Origin of the sequence: Staphylococcus sp. HMSC072E01 (assembly GCF_001814125.1) — a bacterium.
GTDB classification, from domain to species: domain Bacteria; phylum Bacillota; class Bacilli; order Staphylococcales; family Staphylococcaceae; genus Staphylococcus; species Staphylococcus hominis.
In genome coordinates this window covers 306430-324037 of the sequence record NZ_KV814964.1, presented here as the reverse complement: position 1 = coordinate 324037, position 17608 = coordinate 306430, and the positions used below count along the sequence as shown (strand labels likewise).

15 protein-coding genes, 1 pseudogene and 1 riboswitch are annotated in these 17608 nt (G+C 31.7%); of the genes and pseudogenes, 9 read left to right on the top strand and 7 right to left on the bottom strand.

The features are described 5' to 3' along the window. Positions 1-1072 precede the first annotated feature (1072 nt). Positions 1073-1225: pseudogene (locus HMPREF2953_RS11285) on the top strand (transferrin-binding protein); the annotation flags it as partial. Between the two features lie 78 nt (positions 1226-1303). Here the strand turns inward: HMPREF2953_RS11285 and HMPREF2953_RS06425 are convergent. Further along, a complete protein-coding gene (locus HMPREF2953_RS06425) occupies positions 1304-1648 on the bottom strand; it encodes a membrane protein (protein WP_049336291.1) in 345 nt (114 codons plus the stop codon). 167 nt (positions 1649-1815) lie between these two features. On the opposite strand from HMPREF2953_RS06425, the gene pepF reads away from it, so the two are divergent. Further along, the gene (pepF, locus tag HMPREF2953_RS06420) at positions 1816-3624 is read left to right on the top strand and encodes an oligoendopeptidase F (protein WP_070672376.1); all 1809 of its coding nucleotides are present in this window, start codon (positions 1816-1818) and stop codon (positions 3622-3624) included. 99 nt (positions 3625-3723) lie between these two features. Here pepF and phoU read toward each other — a convergent pair whose 3' ends face one another. The 6 genes from phoU to cvfB form a co-directional block, all read right to left on the bottom strand. After that, positions 3724-4374: a phosphate signaling complex protein PhoU gene (gene phoU / locus HMPREF2953_RS06415; RefSeq protein WP_002455359.1), complete on the bottom strand. Its 651-nt coding sequence runs from the start codon at positions 4372-4374 to the stop codon at positions 3724-3726. A gap of 6 nt (positions 4375-4380) precedes the next feature. Next, complete coding sequence (pstB, locus tag HMPREF2953_RS06410; RefSeq protein ID WP_070672373.1) at positions 4381-5322, bottom strand: phosphate ABC transporter ATP-binding protein PstB; 942 nt, start codon at positions 5320-5322, stop codon at positions 4381-4383. 77 nt (positions 5323-5399) lie between these two features. Next, complete coding sequence (gene pstA, locus HMPREF2953_RS06405) at positions 5400-6320, bottom strand: phosphate ABC transporter permease PstA (RefSeq protein ID WP_002449903.1); 921 nt, start codon at positions 6318-6320, stop codon at positions 5400-5402. A gap of 1 nt (position 6321) precedes the next feature. Further along, a complete protein-coding gene (gene pstC, locus HMPREF2953_RS06400; RefSeq protein WP_002449801.1) occupies positions 6322-7248 on the bottom strand; it encodes a phosphate ABC transporter permease subunit PstC in 927 nt (308 codons plus the stop codon). Between the two features lie 182 nt (positions 7249-7430). After that, positions 7431-8381: a PstS family phosphate ABC transporter substrate-binding protein gene (locus HMPREF2953_RS06395; protein ID WP_049336285.1), complete on the bottom strand. Its 951-nt coding sequence runs from the start codon at positions 8379-8381 to the stop codon at positions 7431-7433. A 171-nt stretch (positions 8382-8552) separates the two neighbouring features. After that, positions 8553-9458: an RNA-binding virulence regulatory protein CvfB gene (cvfB, locus tag HMPREF2953_RS06390; protein WP_070672370.1), complete on the bottom strand. Its 906-nt coding sequence runs from the start codon at positions 9456-9458 to the stop codon at positions 8553-8555. A gap of 148 nt (positions 9459-9606) precedes the next feature. Between cvfB and HMPREF2953_RS06385 the strand changes: the two genes are divergently transcribed. From HMPREF2953_RS06385 to HMPREF2953_RS06355, 7 genes are all read left to right on the top strand, one after another. Continuing rightward, positions 9607-11211: an ABC-F family ATP-binding cassette domain-containing protein gene (locus tag HMPREF2953_RS06385; RefSeq protein ID WP_070672367.1), complete on the top strand. Its 1605-nt coding sequence runs from the start codon at positions 9607-9609 to the stop codon at positions 11209-11211. 271 nt (positions 11212-11482) lie between these two features. After that, positions 11483-11658: riboswitch (Lysine riboswitch) on the top strand. 77 nt (positions 11659-11735) lie between these two features. Beyond that, on the top strand, positions 11736-12941 hold the full coding sequence (locus HMPREF2953_RS06380; protein WP_176746035.1) for an aspartate kinase: 1206 nt from the start codon (positions 11736-11738) through the stop codon (positions 12939-12941). Between the two features lie 59 nt (positions 12942-13000). Further along, a complete protein-coding gene (locus tag HMPREF2953_RS06375; protein ID WP_070672358.1) occupies positions 13001-13990 on the top strand; it encodes an aspartate-semialdehyde dehydrogenase in 990 nt (329 codons plus the stop codon). A gap of 1 nt (position 13991) precedes the next feature. Next, positions 13992-14873, top strand: coding sequence for a 4-hydroxy-tetrahydrodipicolinate synthase (gene dapA, locus HMPREF2953_RS06370; RefSeq protein ID WP_070672355.1), 882 nt, complete (start codon positions 13992-13994; stop codon positions 14871-14873). A gap of 2 nt (positions 14874-14875) precedes the next feature. After that, positions 14876-15601 carry a 4-hydroxy-tetrahydrodipicolinate reductase gene (gene dapB, locus HMPREF2953_RS06365; protein ID WP_070672352.1) on the top strand — a complete coding sequence of 242 codons (726 nt, stop codon included), beginning with the start codon at positions 14876-14878 and terminating at the stop codon, positions 15599-15601. Between the two features lie 24 nt (positions 15602-15625). Continuing rightward, positions 15626-16345, top strand: a complete 720-nt coding sequence (dapD, locus tag HMPREF2953_RS06360) for a 2,3,4,5-tetrahydropyridine-2,6-dicarboxylate N-acetyltransferase (RefSeq protein ID WP_070672349.1) — start codon at positions 15626-15628, stop codon at positions 16343-16345. 108 nt (positions 16346-16453) lie between these two features. Then, the gene (locus HMPREF2953_RS06355; RefSeq protein ID WP_070672347.1) at positions 16454-17605 is read left to right on the top strand and encodes an amidohydrolase; all 1152 of its coding nucleotides are present in this window, start codon (positions 16454-16456) and stop codon (positions 17603-17605) included. Positions 17606-17608 lie beyond the last annotated feature (3 nt).

Below are 17608 nucleotides of genomic sequence, written 5' to 3'. Positions count from 1 at the left end.
TATTGGCAATCTTGCCAGTATGCTTTTTTATAATTAGTGATAGAGACTAATTATAAATAGTGTAGGTAAATTCTAAGTTGTAAATACAAGTTGCATCCTACAAATTAATAATAGCATATCAATCATTTTTATCAATGATACATCAAAAGAAATTTATTTTTAATATTTTATAAAAAATAAATTTTATAGTGTTTTATAATTCAAATGATAAATACATAGTTATTATATCATCAAATAACTAATCTAATAGAAATCATTCCGCTTTGATTGATTTATCAAATAATTAAGAATGATTGTATGAATCGTAATGTCGACAACCATGATTCAATACTTTAGATATTGATTACCGAACTGTAGAAAAATAATAACTTTAAATAAATACTCATAAAATTAGAATGCATGGGCATATGTAAATGAGTTAAGGAATATATTAAAACTTTAAACATCTGTATTTTGTTAAAAAGCTTAAATTGAAGATATTCATATAAAAATACAGATTTCAACAATTTAGTTTACATAATATATATTATAGGAAGTTATGTATATAACAATTAGGGGACCTATTCTATTTTAATGACACTGCAATGATATATTTTAGTTATCATTCTTTGGTTAACATTGATCTATCTAAAATGATTGACTTAGTTATAATTTGTTAGGATAAAAATCATATACATAATATATGATGTATCAAACACTAATATGAATTTAGTGTTTGATATTTATGACAGAATTTATTTTGATAATTAATATAGTAATGAATCAATTATTGAATGCTTAGCTAGTTTACATAATCCAGGATATTATATTATTTTAGCAGATAGATAATTTATTAGCTGTTTTACCTTATCAATTTACGGCTTATCGATATTGGAACAATTATTTCAAAGAAAGACTTTAATATCATAAAAAAGTGATTCATTCTTATAAGTTTGATTATCGTCTATTAAGACGATTTTACTAAATATACCTTTTCGGTATTATGAACAATATACCCTTTTAAAAAATCATCGAATAATCAATAAGGCACTTATTTCAAGTCTAATACACGTATTAAAGAAATCGCCACCAATCTACTTTAAATAATAAAGTGATAAAGGATATGAAAGCAATAAAAAATCACCAAGTATATCAATTTGAAGCTAACGCTTGGTATTTTAGTGAAGGTGGTATTGAAACAACTATTCATCAATTAAACAAAATTGAAAAAACCTTAAAAAAATAATCATGTTATACATCATTAATAATATAAATGGGAGTGGAATAACGAATTCAAAATAAATTCTATCCTACTCCCTTATACTTATCTTCTATCACGACGATGATACATGTACTCGTCGTGATCATATTTTTTCATCTCTTTTTCCAATTGCTTTTCTTTACGTTCTCGGCGCCATCCTCTTGTAAAATACCATAAAAGGAAACTAATCATTAAACTTATAATGGCAAGAAAAGCGGCATAGCCTAATAAAGGCTGGAACGTTATATTATAAAAATTAGGAATAAAGAAAGCTAATACTGCTAAAACAACGAAGGTAATTACTGCTGCTGAAAACCATTTTTTCAATACTAATGTACAAAAGACAGTTAATATCATCATTGCCACGATTGTAATCCAAAGATAATTTGGCATATCAAATATTGTCATAAAAAACGCCTCAACTTTTATATTTTATAATATGTAATATACAATACTTTTATAAATAATTATACCTTCTTAATTATTAAAATGACTCAGACTAAAGGCTTAAAACTGAGTTTACAAATAATATTATGTATAATATATATGAGACTAACTATTTAGGAGTGAATAAAATGAACACAGGCTTACCACTCAGAAAACATGTTCCAGATAATGAAAAATGGAATTTAGAAGATTTATTTACAAATGATGAAGCATTTTATAATACTTTAAATGGTGTATTAGAGAAATCCGCTCAATTTAATCAACAATATAAAAATAATTTATCAGAAACTAAAATTATTCTAGATGCGCTTAAAGAATATGAAGACTTACTTATACAATTTGATCGATTAGGTAATTATGCTGAACTTAGATTAAGTGTCGATACTACAAACGAATTAGCGCAAACGTTAAATGCCAAACTATCAACATCTTATGGTAAGATATCTAGTTTATTATCATTTGTTGAATCTGAAATAATGATACTCTCTGATGATAAATTAAAAGAGCTAAAAGAGCAGTTCAATAGTCCTCATTATCTAGAAAAATTAATAAAACGTAAACCTTATCAATTATCTTCAGAAGTTGAAGAAGTGCTTGCTAGTTTGTCACCTACTTTTCAAAGTGCTTATGAACTCTATGGAACAACTAAAATGCTTGATATTGCGTTTGAATCGTTTGAACATAATCATGAAACGTATCCTTTAGATTATGCAACTTTTGAAAACGAATATGAAGACAGTTCAGATCCAGAGTTTAGACGTAAAAGTTTCGAAGCTTTTAGTAATGCATTACGTAAATATCAACACACAACAGCTGCAACATATAATCAACATGTACAACAAGAAAAAATTGAGGCTAATTTAAGAGGCTATGATTCTGTTATAGATTATTTACTACAAGAACAAGAAGTTACACGTGAAATGTATGATAGACAAATTGATGTCATCATGAGTGATTTAGCACCTGTGATGCAAAAATATGCCAAAATACTGCAAAGAATTCATAACTTAGATAAAATGCGATTTGAAGATTTAAAAATATCAGTTGATCCAAGTTATGAACCAGATATTTCAATAGAAGACTCAAAACAATATATTCACGGTGCTTTAGGTGTTTTAGGCGATGACTATATTAAAATGGTTGATAATGCTTATAATCATCAATGGATTGATTTTGCTCAAAATAAAGGTAAAGATACTGGCGCGTATTGTGCTAGCCCTTATTTTACGCATTCATATGTATTTATTTCATGGACAGGTAAAATGGCAGAAACCTTCGTATTAGCGCATGAATTGGGTCACGCTGGTCATTTTACATTGTCACAAAAACATCAACATTTATTAGATTCAGAAGCATCTATGTATTTTGTAGAAGCGCCTTCTACAATGAATGAAATGCTAATGGCAAACTACTTATTTAGTAATAGTAATGATGCACGTTTTAAACGATGGGTGATTGGCTCAATCATATCTCGCACATATTATCATAATATGGTCACGCATTTACTAGAAGCAGCATATCAAAGAGAAGTATATAAAAAAGTTGATAACGGTGAATCTTTAACAGCACCGGTTCTTAATAAGTTAATGAGAAACGTTTATGAACAATTCTTTGGTGATGCGGTTGAACTTACTGATGGAATGGAATTAACTTGGATGAGACAACCACATTATTATATGGGATTATATTCATATACGTATTCAGCTGGATTAACTATTGGCACAGTGGTCTCTCAAAAAATTAAAAAAGAAGGACAAAAAGCAGTCGATGCATGGTTAGAAACGTTAAAAGCTGGAGGAAGTAAAAATCCAGTTGAACTTGCAAAAGTAGCAGGTGTTGATATAACAACAAATGCCCCACTTAAATCTACTATTGCGTATATTTCAGAATTAGTAGATGAAGTAGAAATACTTACAAATGAAATCGAACATAATTAATGTATTATAAAGGAGTGAGACACTATTCAAAATGAATAGTGTCTCACTCCTTTACTTTGATTTTTTTAGTTTGAATAAAACTATCAACTATAAAGTAGTTTAACGATCATATTTATCAAAATGTTCACCAGTAAAGTAATAATAAACACTTTCTGCTATATTTCTTACATGATCCCCTACTCTTTCTAAGTTACGTGCAGCTAAATGAGCTTGCCCAGCTACAAATGGATCATTATCAATTAGATAAGTTGTGTTAACAATATTCACGTATAAATCGTCAATATCTTTATCACGTTCGATAATTTCTTTAATCAATGTTAAATCTTCATTTTTAACAGCAGTATTTAAGTCTTCTAACATTAATAATGCAAGTTTACCCATTGTTTTTAAACGTGTTAAGACATAATGATCTGTAATTTTTACTCTTAGTCGAATATGAGCGATATTTGCAGCATTATCCCCCATTCTTTCAAAATCAGTAGAAATTTTTAAAGCTGCCATCATCATTCTTAAATCAGTAGCAATGGGTTGTTGTTTCGTAATTAACATGATTACTTGTTCGTTAATGTCATAATCAAATTTGTTAATTTCTTTATCTTTTTCAATGACGTGTCTAGCAAAGTTTCTATCATCTTCACTCAATGATTCAATAGCATTGTTAACATTTGAATAAACACGAAGACCAAGACGACGAAGTTCTTTAATTAAATCGTCCAATTGGCCTTCATATTTTTGTCTAATAATTTTCATTAAGCATTAACCAAAACGACCAGAAATATAATCTTCTGTTTGTTTGTCTGAAGGATTAGAGAAGATTTTATCAGTATCGTCATATTCATTTACATAACCATTAAGGAAGAATGCTGTTTTATCAGAAACACGTGCAGCTTGTTGCATGTTGTGTGTAACCATAATGATAGAATAATTTTCTTTTAATTCTTGAACCAGTTCTTCAACTCTTAAAGTAGAGATAGGATCTAATGCAGACGTAGGTTCATCCATTAAAATAACATCTGGTTCAATTGCTAAACATCTAGCAATACAAACACGTTGTTGTTGTCCCCCTGATAATCCATACGCATTTGTATGTAATCTGTCTTTTAATTCATCCCAAATTGCAGCACCACGTAATGACTTTTCAACAATTTCATCAAGTAATTTTTTATCTTTAATACCATGGATTTTTGGACCATAAGTAATATTGTCATAAATTGATTTAGGAAACGGATTTGGTTGTTGGAATACCATTCCTACATTCGTTCTTAGTTTTTCTTTTGAATAGTTGCTATCAAAAATATTTTGTCCTCTGTATAAAATTTTACCCGCAGTTTTAACTGATGGTACTAATTCAACCATACGATTTAATGTTTTAATATACGTTGATTTACCACAACCAGAAGGTCCGATAATCGCAGTGACATTATTTTCTAAGATATCTAAATTGATGTTTTGTAAAGCATGATTTTCACCATACCATAAATCTAAATTTTGAGTTGAATAAACTACTTTTCTTTCACTGTCAGGTTTAATATCTTTTTTATTTTCATTATTAGTTGTTACAATTGTTGTCTTTTGCGACTGATTGTCGTTATGTTGTGTGTCGTTTGTTGGATGAGTGTGATTTGAGTGTTGATCAACAACATCATTTGTATGTTGTTCAACGTTCTTTTTCTTTTCATCTACATTGATTTTTGCCATATATAAAACTCCTTTTATTTTAAGAGAGAAAGCAGAAACCTTTCTCTCTATCCCAAATAACTTTAATAATAAAATGCTTAATATTTTCTAGAAAATTTATTACGTAAGAAAATTGCTAAACCGTTCATTAATAATAAGATAACAAGTAATACGATAATACCTGCTGATGCCACGTTTTGGAATTCAGCTTGTGGCATTTTAGCCCAAGTATAAATTTGAGTTGGTAAAGCAGTAAACATTGAGAATAAACCAGATGGTACTGCTAAGAAAATAGTCGGAATACCGATTAAGATTAATGGTGCTGTTTCACCTAATGCACGTGAAAGTGATAAAATAAATCCCGTTAAAATACCAGGTAAAGCAGCGGGTAAAACCACTTTTCTAATTGTTTGCCATTTGTTTCCACCTAGACCATAAGATGCTTCTCTTACAGAATTAGGTACGGCACGAATCGCTTCCTGACTTGAAACGATAATAATCGGTAAGATAAGTAATGACATTGTTAAAGCAGCAGCGATAACAGTATTTCCTAAAGATAATGATTCAATACCAGCGCCACGTACAAATAATGTTAAACCTAATAAACCAAATACAATTGAAGGGACACCAGCTAAGTTAGAAATACAAATTTTAACGAAACTTGTAAACATATTATCGCGTGCGTATTCTTCAAGATAAATTGCTGTACCAACACCTAAGATAATAGAAATTGGGATAATAGTAATCATTAACCATAATGTACCAGCTAATGCGCCTTTAATCCCAGCTTGTGATGGTGTTGAAGATGAGAAACTTGTAAAGAATTCAGGTGTTAAATGTCCTACACCTTTTACAAGTGTTTGAATCAGTAGTGCGGCAAGAACGATTAAAGCAAATACAATACATGCAAAGAATAGCCATTTATTAAGACTATTTTTTTTATCACGACTAGATAGGTTTTTTTCGACTTTATTTTTGTCAACTAAACCTTTAGCTCTTGGATCAGTCGTTGCTGTCATATTAATACTCCTCTCTATAACGCTTAGATATCCAGTATGAAATTAAGTTCATAATTAATGTGAAAATGAATAATGTGAAGCCAACTGCATAAATACTATAGTAAATATCTGAACCGAATGTCGCATCACCTGTAGCAATTTCAACAATATAACCTGTCATTGTTTGAATAGAGCTTGTTAATGTTAAAGATGATGTCGGTGAACTACCTGCAGCTAATGATACGATCATTGTTTCACCAATAGCACGAGAAATACCAAGTACAATTGAAGCAATTACACCAGAAGCGGCAGCTGGTAATACGACTTTAGTTGCAACTTCAAATTTAGTTGAACCTAAACCAAAAGCACCTTCCCGCATTTTATTAGGTACAGAAGCCATTGCGTCTTCACTCATACTTGTAATAATTGGAACAATCATTATTCCAACTACGATACCAGGACTGATAGAGTTAAAACTATCGAGTTGAGGTATAAATGTTCTTAATAAAGGTGTTACAAAAGTTAAAGCAAAGAAACCGAATACGATAGTTGGAATACCAGCTAAGATTTCAAGAATAGGCTTAATAATACGTCTTGCTTTATCGCTTGCATATTCACTTAAGTAGATTGCAGCCCCTAATCCGATAGGAACAGCCACTAAAGTACCAATGAAAGTGATTTTTAAAGTACCAAGAATTAAAGCCCAAATACCATATTTAGGATCAGAACTTGTAGGGCTCCAATCTTTAGTAAAAAGAAACTCAGTAATTGAAACACGTGTAAAGAATGTGATTGTTTCAGTGATTAACGTAAATAGTATACCGATAGTTGTTAAAATAGAGATGGCAGCAATAATCCCTAAAATAATTGGCACGATTTTATCAGAAAATCCACCTTTTTTAGCGTTATTTTTAGCTATCATCTCTCTAACATTAGTGTTAGAAGCCATATGTAACCCTCTCTTTTTATTTCTCCCAATAGATTTTAAAAAAGAGCAGGAAATTATCAGGTAACGAATGAGTTCAAATTAATTTAAAACACTTTAACAATCACCCATGTATATATCCTGAACAACTCATGTAACATTTACATGAGTTGTTAATTCCCAGCCCTTTATATTAATAATGATTATTATTTGTCAGAATCTTTTTTGTATTTATCTAATTCTTTAATTCCATCTTTATAAACTTTGCTTGGTGAAGCAACGTATCCAGCATCTTCAGCTGATTTACCTTTATCATCTAAAGTGAATTTCAAGAATTCTCTCATAACATCATTATCTTCTAATGATTTTTCTTTAACATATAAGAATAATGGTCTACTTAAAGGATAAGAACCATCTTGGATAGTCTTTTTAGTAGGTTCTACAGATTTACCATCGTCATCTTTAATTTTAACTTCTTTTAATTTATCTTTATTTTGTTTATAGAAGTTATAACCGAAGTAACCAATACTTTCTTTATTTTTCTCAACTGATTGAACGATAACGTTAGTATCTCCATTTTTTTGAGCTTTGATATCTTGTTTATCCATAACTTCTTCTTCCCAGAAGTCATAAGTACCATGACTTGAGTTTGGAGAGAAAGCTTTGATTTCTTTGTTAGGCCAGCTAGAATCTACATCTTTCCAAGTTTTAGCTTCGCCACTGTAGATTTTTTTCAATTGATCTTTAGATAATTCTTTTACAAAGTCATTATCTTTATTAACAGCAACAGTTACACCATCTTGTGCAATTTTAAATTCTTTATATTTAATGTTTTTGTCTTCTAATTTTTGTTTTTCTTCATCTTTGATAGGTCTAGAAGCTTGTGAGAAGTCTGTTTCACCAGCGATGAATTTTTCAAAACCAGCACCAGTACCTGCTTGACCAGATGAAATAGTTGCGCTTGGATGATCTTTAGCCCATTTTTCATTTAATTTTTCAACGATTGGAGCAACAGTAGATGAACCTTCACCTTTTGCAGAACCTTCAAGGTCTTTTCCATCTCCTGAACCACTGCCGCCACTATTTCCACCGCCACATGCGCCTAAAAGAACAGTAGCACCTAAAACAGTTGTACCAACTAATTGCCATTTCTTCATTAAAACATCCTCCTAATTATAGATAACCCAAAATGTTATATGTATTTCTTACAATGCTTATATTACATATTTTTTGTTAATGTAAAATAGAGTAATTGTAAATATTTTGTTAATTTATCAAAAAACTTATGTTTTATATAAATAAAACCCATAAAAAAACCATCGAAAGTGTTACCTTTCAATGGTTTTTTTATGGGTTTTACCTTTTTTAGTTAATGTAATTTTTCCAGTTTCAATATTTATAATTTTTCTTTTATATAAATGACCAATTGCACGTTTAAATGAACCTTTACTCATGTTGAATACTTCTTTAATTGCTTCCGGACTTGATTTATCCCAAAATGGAAGTTCGCCATCATACTCTACTAACAAATCAAAGATGACTTGACCATCTTCATCTAAACGTTCATGTGCGAGTGGTAAGAATGAACCGTTCAATTCACCTTTTTCATTATGCCCGATAATACGTACTTCTACAGCTTCGCCTAGTCTTGGCTCATGTTTACGTTCAGACTCATGGACAAATACTTTGTAACCATCCTCAGTTAATAAAAAAGTACCGATACGTAATAAACGATAAGGTCTTGCTTTTAATACTTCATTTTGCATATCATCATTAGATACAGGTGTAAACATTTTTTCCACAATTGTTTCACTAGCTAAACGTGCGAACATTTGATGATCTCTATCGATTCTTAATGTGACTAATACATAATCTCCTGATTGAGGCCATAACGATTTAACTTTAGGTAAATCTTCCCATGGAATAAGCACCTCTCTTGGTAAACCAACATCTACTCTTGCACCATCTCTATCTGTTTTTAATACTTTTGCAAAATCATATTTATCTTTTGTAATATCAGGCATATTTTGAGTGGCAAATAATTCACCTGAACGGTTTGGATAAATGAAGAAACTATATTCTTCTCCAATTTCGAATTCATCTTCCTCATTGATTTCTGACTGATTTAACTTCACTTGTTCACCATTTGGACCTTTTAATAAATAAGTAGAGCCTTCCAATCCAAGAACTTCTAGAAATTCAATTGAACCAACGATATCTTTGTCTAATGCCATAGTTGTCTCCTTTAAGCAGTGTATTTCTAAGTATTATAACATGAGTTTTGTAAAGTATCATTGACATAAATGATATAAGGTCGAATATAGGAACATTATATGATATAATTTTTTGCGTTAGATAAACGATGAATAAAGGAGTAAATGAATGTTACAAGTTACGGATGTAAGTTTACGTTTTGGTGATCGTAAACTATTTGAAGATGTAAATATTAAATTTACTGAAGGTAATTGTTATGGACTTATCGGTGCGAATGGTGCAGGTAAATCTACTTTCTTAAAAATCTTATCTGGAGAAATTGATTCACAAACAGGTCATGTTTCTCTTGGGAAAGATGAACGTTTAGCAGTATTAAAACAAGATCACTTTGCTTATGAAGATGAACGTGTATTAGATGTAGTTGTAAAAGGTCATGAACGTCTATTTGAAGTGATGAAAGAGAAAGACGAAATTTATATGAAACCTGACTTCAGTGATGAAGATGGCATTCGTGCAGCTGAATTAGAAGGTGAATTTGCTGAAATGAATGGATGGAATGCCGAAGCAGATGCAGCTTCCCTACTATCAGGACTTGGTATTACCCCAGATTTACATGATAAGCAAATGTCAGAGTTAGAAAATAATCAAAAAGTAAAAGTATTATTGGCACAAAGTTTATTTGGAGATCCAGATGTTTTATTACTCGATGAGCCTACCAATGGTCTTGATATTCCTGCCATTAGTTGGTTAGAAGATTTTTTAATTAACTTTGAAAATACTGTCATTGTCGTATCTCATGATCGTCATTTCTTAAATAATGTATGTACACATATTGCAGATTTAGATTTTGGCAAAATCAAAGTCTATGTTGGTAACTATGATTTTTGGTATCAATCAAGTCAACTTGCTCAAAAAATGGCTCAAGAACAAAACAAGAAAAAAGAAGAAAAAATTAAAGAATTACAAGACTTCATTGCTCGTTTCTCTGCGAATGCGTCAAAATCAAAACAAGCAACTAGTCGTAAGAAGCAATTAGAGAAAATTGAACTTGATGATATTCAACCATCTTCAAGACGTTATCCTTATGTGAAATTCACCCCAGAAAGAGAAATTGGTAACGATTTATTAGTAGTTGATGGTATCTCAAAAACAATTGATGGTGAAAAAGTTTTAGATAATATTTCATTCACTATGAATCCAAATGATAAAGCTATTTTAATTGGCGATAGTGAAATTGCTAAAACTACCCTATTAAAAATACTTGCGGGTGAAATGGAACCAGATGAAGGTTCATTTAAATGGGGAGTGACAACTTCATTAAGCTATTTCCCTAAAGATAATTCTGATTTCTTCGAAGGCGTAGATATGAATTTAGTTGAATGGTTACGTCAATATGCTCCTGAAGATGAACAAACTGAAACATTTTTACGTGGCTTCTTAGGACGTATGCTATTTAGCGGTGAAGAAGTTAAGAAAAAAGCAAGTGTATTATCAGGTGGAGAGAAAGTACGTTGTATGTTAAGTAAAATGATGCTTTCAAGTGCCAATGTTTTACTACTTGATGAGCCAACGAATCATCTTGATTTAGAAAGCATTACAGCTGTTAATGATGGATTAGCTTCATTCAAAGGATCAATTATCTTTACTTCATATGATTTTGAATTTATTAATACGATCGCTAATCGTGTGATTGACTTAAACCAACCAGGTAGTTTATCTAAAGAATTGCCATATGAAGAATATCTAAAAGAAATTGGTGTGTTACAAAAATAAAATAACAGGATTTTAATAAGGTATCTTCTATTTTTAAAATTTAAACTATGCATAAAACTGTCGATAAATAACGAACTTTATCGACAGTTTTTTATAAAATACTATTATTTTCGAATTATTGTTATTATTTACACAAATTACTTATTATTACTATCTCTTTTCTTTAACAGTAATATTACTTTAATAATTTTCAGTTTATTTCAAAAAATCACAAAAATCGGTTTACAGTTAAAAGGGGCTTATGTATAATTAAAAACATAGTAATTGAATAAGAAATTGATGAGGCGCATCAATCATTAGTATATATTAGAATACTGTCTGCCACGGCTAATATAGAAAGGGTGCGATGCCGAAACGAATTGCAACCGCAGTAAGCGTTCGTTGGACTTTGTGGTTAAGAGCTGAGAGTTTGTCATTATTATTTAATAATGGAGTGCATCACTTGTATATAAATTACGAGCAAGTTCGCACATTCCGAACTTGCTCTTTTTTATGACGTGTGCCCCTAAATTCTAGGAGGTAAAATCTTGAAACGACGTGTTTTGAAGTTCGGTGGTTCATCTGTCGCCGATTTTACAAAGATAAAAAATATTGCAGAAATGCTTAAACGCCGTGTAGATGACGGTGAACAACTTATTGTTGTCGTAAGTGCTATGGGCAAAACAACAGATCAATTAATGGAAAATGTTTCTCATCTTACAACAACACCAAAAGATGAAGAACTTGCTCTATTATTAACAACTGGTGAACAACAAACAGTTTCTTATTTGTCGATGGTATTAAATGATATTGGCGTAAGTGCTAGAGCTATGACTGGATATCAAGCAGGTATCAAAACAGTAGGTCATCATTTAAAAAGTCGAATTGCAGAAATTAATCCTGAAACATTTAACAAGGAATTTAAAGACAAGGATGTTTTAGTTGTAGCAGGTTTCCAAGGAGTGAACGACGAATTAGAGTTAACTACGCTTGGTCGTGGTGGTTCAGATACGACTGCTGTTGCATTAGCAGCTAGTAATCAAATCCCTTGTGAAATTTACACTGATGTTGATGGCGTTTATGCTACTGATCCAAGAATTTTGAGTGAGGCAAAACGTTTAGATTATGTGTCTTATGAAGAAATGATGGAAATGAGCGCTTTAGGTGCTGGTGTGTTAGAAACAAGAAGTGTAGAACTTGCTAAAAATTATGATATCCCCTTGTATTTAGGTAGAACGTTATCAAATGTGAAAGGAACATGGATTATGCCAAGAACAGAAATATTAGAAAAAAAAGCCGTAACTGGAGTTGCATTAGATACACATATGATGCATGTAACAATTAGTTATCCTCTTCCAGATAATCGCCTTCTAACTCAATTATTTACTGCTTTAGATGAAGGTTCAGTTAATGTGGATATGATTTCTCAAATCGTAAATGTTGAAGGTTTACAACTATCTTTTTCTATTAAGGATAGTGATGTACAACAAATTTCAAGTATCTTAGAGGAACTTTCTACAACATTTGATGCATTAGATTATAAAATTAATGAAGCATACGTCAAAATTTCGTTAATTGGTTCAGGAATGCGTGATATGTCTGGTGTAGCTTCAAAAGCATTTATTACGTTAATTAATTCTAATATTCCATTTTATCAAACAACAACTTCTGAAATTAGTATTTCTTATGTTATTGATGCAAAAAATGGAAATAAAGCGGTTGAAGTTCTATACGATGCTTTTGATATTTAAACTTAAGTTAAAATAATTAATTTAAAATTCAATTAATATTTAAATGGAGTGATTCGTTTATGACAAGATTAGCAGTAGTTGGAGCAACAGGATTAGTCGGAACAAAAATGTTAGAAACAATTGATCGTAAACATATTCAATTTGATGAGTTAGTATTATTCTCATCAGCAAGATCAGCAGGAAAAGAAATTGAGTTTCAAGGGAAAACATATACAGTTCAAGAACTTACAGAAGAAGCAGCAAGTGAAAAATTTGATTACGTGCTAATGAGTGCAGGTGGCGGAACAAGTAAACAATTTGCCCCTATTTTCGAAAAAGCTGGAGCAATTGTTATTGATAATTCAAGTCAATGGCGTATGGCAAACGATGTGGACTTAATTGTACCAGAAGTTAATCAACCAGAATTTAAACGTGGTATCATTGCCAATCCTAACTGCTCAACAATTCAGTCGGTCGTGCCACTCAAAGTTTTATACGATGCTTTTGGATTAAAACGTGTAGCTTATACAACATATCAAGCAGTTTCAGGTTCAGGGATTAAAGGTAAGAGAGACTTAGCTGAAGGTGCGAATGGTAAAGCTCCAGAAGCTTATCCACATCCTATTTATAATAATGTTTTACCACATATTGATGTTTTCTTAGAAGATGGATATACAAAAGAAGAGCAAAAAATGATTGATGAAACACGAAAAATTTTAGGACAACCTGACTTACGTGTGACTGCAACATGTGCACGTGTACCTGTTCAAGATAGTCATAGCGTAGAAATTGATGTCACTCTTGATAAAGAAGCAACAGTTCAAGAAATTAAAGATTTATTTGAAAACGATAATCGTGTTGTTTTAGTAGATAATCCTGAAAATAATGAATATCCTTTAGCTATTAATTCAACAGGTAAAGATGAAGTGTTTGTAGGTAGAATTCGTCGTGATGACTCACTTGATAATACTTTCCATGTTTGGTGTACTTCAGATAACCTACTTAAAGGTGCAGCTTTAAATGCAGTTCAAGTGTTAGAACAAGTCATTAAATTAAAAGGAGCTAGATAATATGGCACATATTTTTGAAGGTGTAGGTGTAGCGCTTGCTACTCCATTTACTAATAATGAAGTTGACTATAAAGCGTTAGAACAACATGTTCAATTTTTACTTGATAATAATGTTAAAGCAATTATTGTAAACGGTACTACAGCAGAGAGCCCTACTTTAACAGAAGAAGAGAAAGAAACAGTACTTCAAGCAGTGATTAAACAAGTTAATCATCAAGTGGCTATTATCGCTGGAACTGGTACAAATAATACGGCTAAATCTATTCAAGCTTCATTACGTGCTAAAGAATTAGGTGTAGATGGTATTATGTTAATCACACCTTACTATAATAAAACGAATCAACGTGGCTTAATTAAACACTTTGAAACTATCGCGAATGAAGTTAAGTTACCTGTTGTTTTATATAATGTACCTTCAAGAACGAATATGACAATTGATCCTGAAACAGTCGAAACATTAAGTCATAATGATTATATTGTAGCTATTAAAGATGCTACAAATGACTTTAACTATTACGAAGAAGTGAAAAAACGTATTCATCAAGATGAATTTGCTCTTTACAGTGGTAATGATGATAATGTCGTAGAATTCTATAATCGCGGAGGTAATGGCGTAATTTCTGTCATTGCTAACGTTATTCCGAAAGAATTTCAAGCACTCTATGATGCTAAACAAAATGGGAAAGAAATTGAGAAAGACTTTGAACCAATTGGTCAATTGTTAGATGCACTTTCAATTGATGTCAACCCTATTCCAATTAAAGCTCTAACAAGTCATTTAGGATTTGGAAATTACGAATTAAGATTACCTTTATTACCACTAGAGAAAGAAAAAACAAATGTATTAGTGAATGCTTATAAAGCATTTAAAGCGGAGGAATAAAAATGAAAATTTTACTCATTGGATATGGCACAATGAATCAACGCGTTGCCAGATTAGCAGAAGAAAAAGGTCATGAGATTGTTGGTACAATTGAGCGAGAAGAACATCAACATTCACCATATAAAACTTATCATCATATTGCAGACGCCCAAAATGAAGCCGATGTAGCGATTGACTTCTCTAATCCTAATCTATTATTACCTTTATTAGATGAAGATTTTGAATTACCTTTAGTGATTGCTACTACTGGTGAAAAAGAAAAATTGATTCAAAAATTAGAACAATTAAGCGAACGTATGCCTGTTTTTTTCAGTGCAAATATGAGTTATGGCGTCCATGCATTAACTAAAATTCTAGAAGCAGCTGTTCCCCTTTTACACGATTATGATATTGAGTTAACTGAAGCTCATCATAATAAAAAAGTAGATGCGCCAAGTGGCACACTCGTCAAACTTTATGATGTTATTAAAGAATTACGTGAAAATGTAACGCCTGTTTACGATCGACATGAGCGAACTGAAAAACGTGAAAAAGATGAAGTCGGTATTCATTCAGTTCGTGGCGGTACAATTGTAGGCGAACATGATGTTTTATTTGCTGGCACAGATGAAACAATTACCATTTCTCATAAAGCGCAATCTAAGGACATTTTTGCAAATGGCGCAATTACAGCTGCTGAAAAATTAAACACAAAATCAAATGGTTTTTATACATTTGACAACTTATAAAATAACTTAAGGAGATTCTAAACTATGGTACAACACTTATCTGCACAAGAAATTATTCAATATATTAGTGATGCTAAAAAATCAACACCATTAAAAGTATACGTAAATGGACAATTCAATGACGTCACTTTTCCTAATACATTTAAAGTATTCGGATCTGATGATTCAAAAGTAATATTTTGTGAAGCGGATGATTGGAAAACATTTTATGAAACCAATCAATCACATATTACTGACTTAGAAATTGAAATGGACCGTCGTAATTCTGCTATTCCTTTAAAAGACTTAACCAATACAAATGCACGTATTGAACCAGGTTCATTCATTCGTGAACAAGCTATTATCGAAAACGGTGCCGTTGTGATGATGGGAGCAACAATCAATATTGGCGCTGTTGTAGGTGAAGGTACTATGATTGATATGAATGCAACATTAGGTGGTCGTGCGACAACAGGTAAAAATGTTCATGTAGGTGCCGGTGCAGTATTAGCGGGCGTTATTGAGCCACCTAGTGCTTCTCCAGTAGTAATCGAAGATAATGTATTAATTGGCGCAAACGCAGTTATTCTAGAAGGTGTAAGAGTTGGCGAAGGCGCTATTGTAGCTGCTGGTGCTATCGTGACTCAAGATGTTCCTGCTGGTGCGGTTGTAGCTGGGACACCTGCTAAAGTCATTAAACAAACATCTGAAGTTCAAGACTCTAAACGAGAAATTGTTGCAGCGTTAAGAAAATTAAATGATTAATGACAAACTTGAATAATTGAATGCTAAAGGCTGGGACAATATGTTCTCAGCCTTTACGATTAAATGAATACATAAGTTGAATAATAAATGAATAAAGGATTGATTAAGATGAGCGAATTAGAATTTGTCACACAACATAGAAGACATTTACATCAACATCCAGAATTAAGTCTTCACGAATTTGAGACAACTCAATATATTACTCGATTTCTAGATGAATTAAATGTACCTTACGAACAACCTCTTGAAACGGGTGCTATTGCATATTTAGAAGGTAATAGTGACCATACAATTGCATTTCGGGCAGACATTGACGCCCTACCCATTTTTGAAGAAAACAATGTCGATTATCGTAGTCAAACAGATAATGTGATGCATGCTTGTGGTCACGATGGTCATACAACAGCATTGATGTTATTTGTTAAACGATGTAAGGCGATGGCTGATCAACATCAATTACCTCATAATGTCGTGTTTATCTTCCAACCAGCTGAAGAAACAGGCGGAGGCGCAAATCGCTTAATTAAAGCAGGTGCTTTTAATCAATATCCTATTGAAGCAGTATTTGGCATTCATGTAAATCCTTTCGCTGAGGAAGGACAAATCGTGATACGCGATGAAGAAATTACAGCAAGTGCCACTGAATATCGCTTTTTCTTAAAAGGATTATCTAGTCATGTAGCTGATAAAGAACAAGGTCATTCATGTGGCGAAGCACTGATTCATGTTTTAAATCAAGTTGGTCAAATACAGCAATATCATTTAAATGGACTAAAACGTAATATTGTTCATATGGGCCACTTTAATGCAGGCGAAGCAATTAACACGGTGCCTAGTAACGGTTATTTAGAAGGAACTATTCGTACTTATGATGCCACTGATTTAAATATTGTGAAAAATCAAATGAATAAAATTGCAAAAAGTGTGAAATTATTATTCAATGTTGATTGTGAAGTCAAATTTGAAGAAGGATATCCTGCTACAATGAATAGTCCTAAACTACATCATATCGTTGAAAAATCTATTCTATCTGCTAATTTAGAAGTTATTGAAAAGCCTCTGCCATTTTTATTCGGCGAAGACTTTAGTTTTTATGGCCAACAATTAGCACCGTCTTACTTTGCTTTTGTAGGAACTCGAAATGAAGATAAAGGCTTTATCACAGGCTTACATACATCGCATTTAAATTTTGACGAAAAAGTGCTTATTGATGTTGCCAATTACTATGAACAAATATTGAACCATTATGGAAAGGAGTAAATT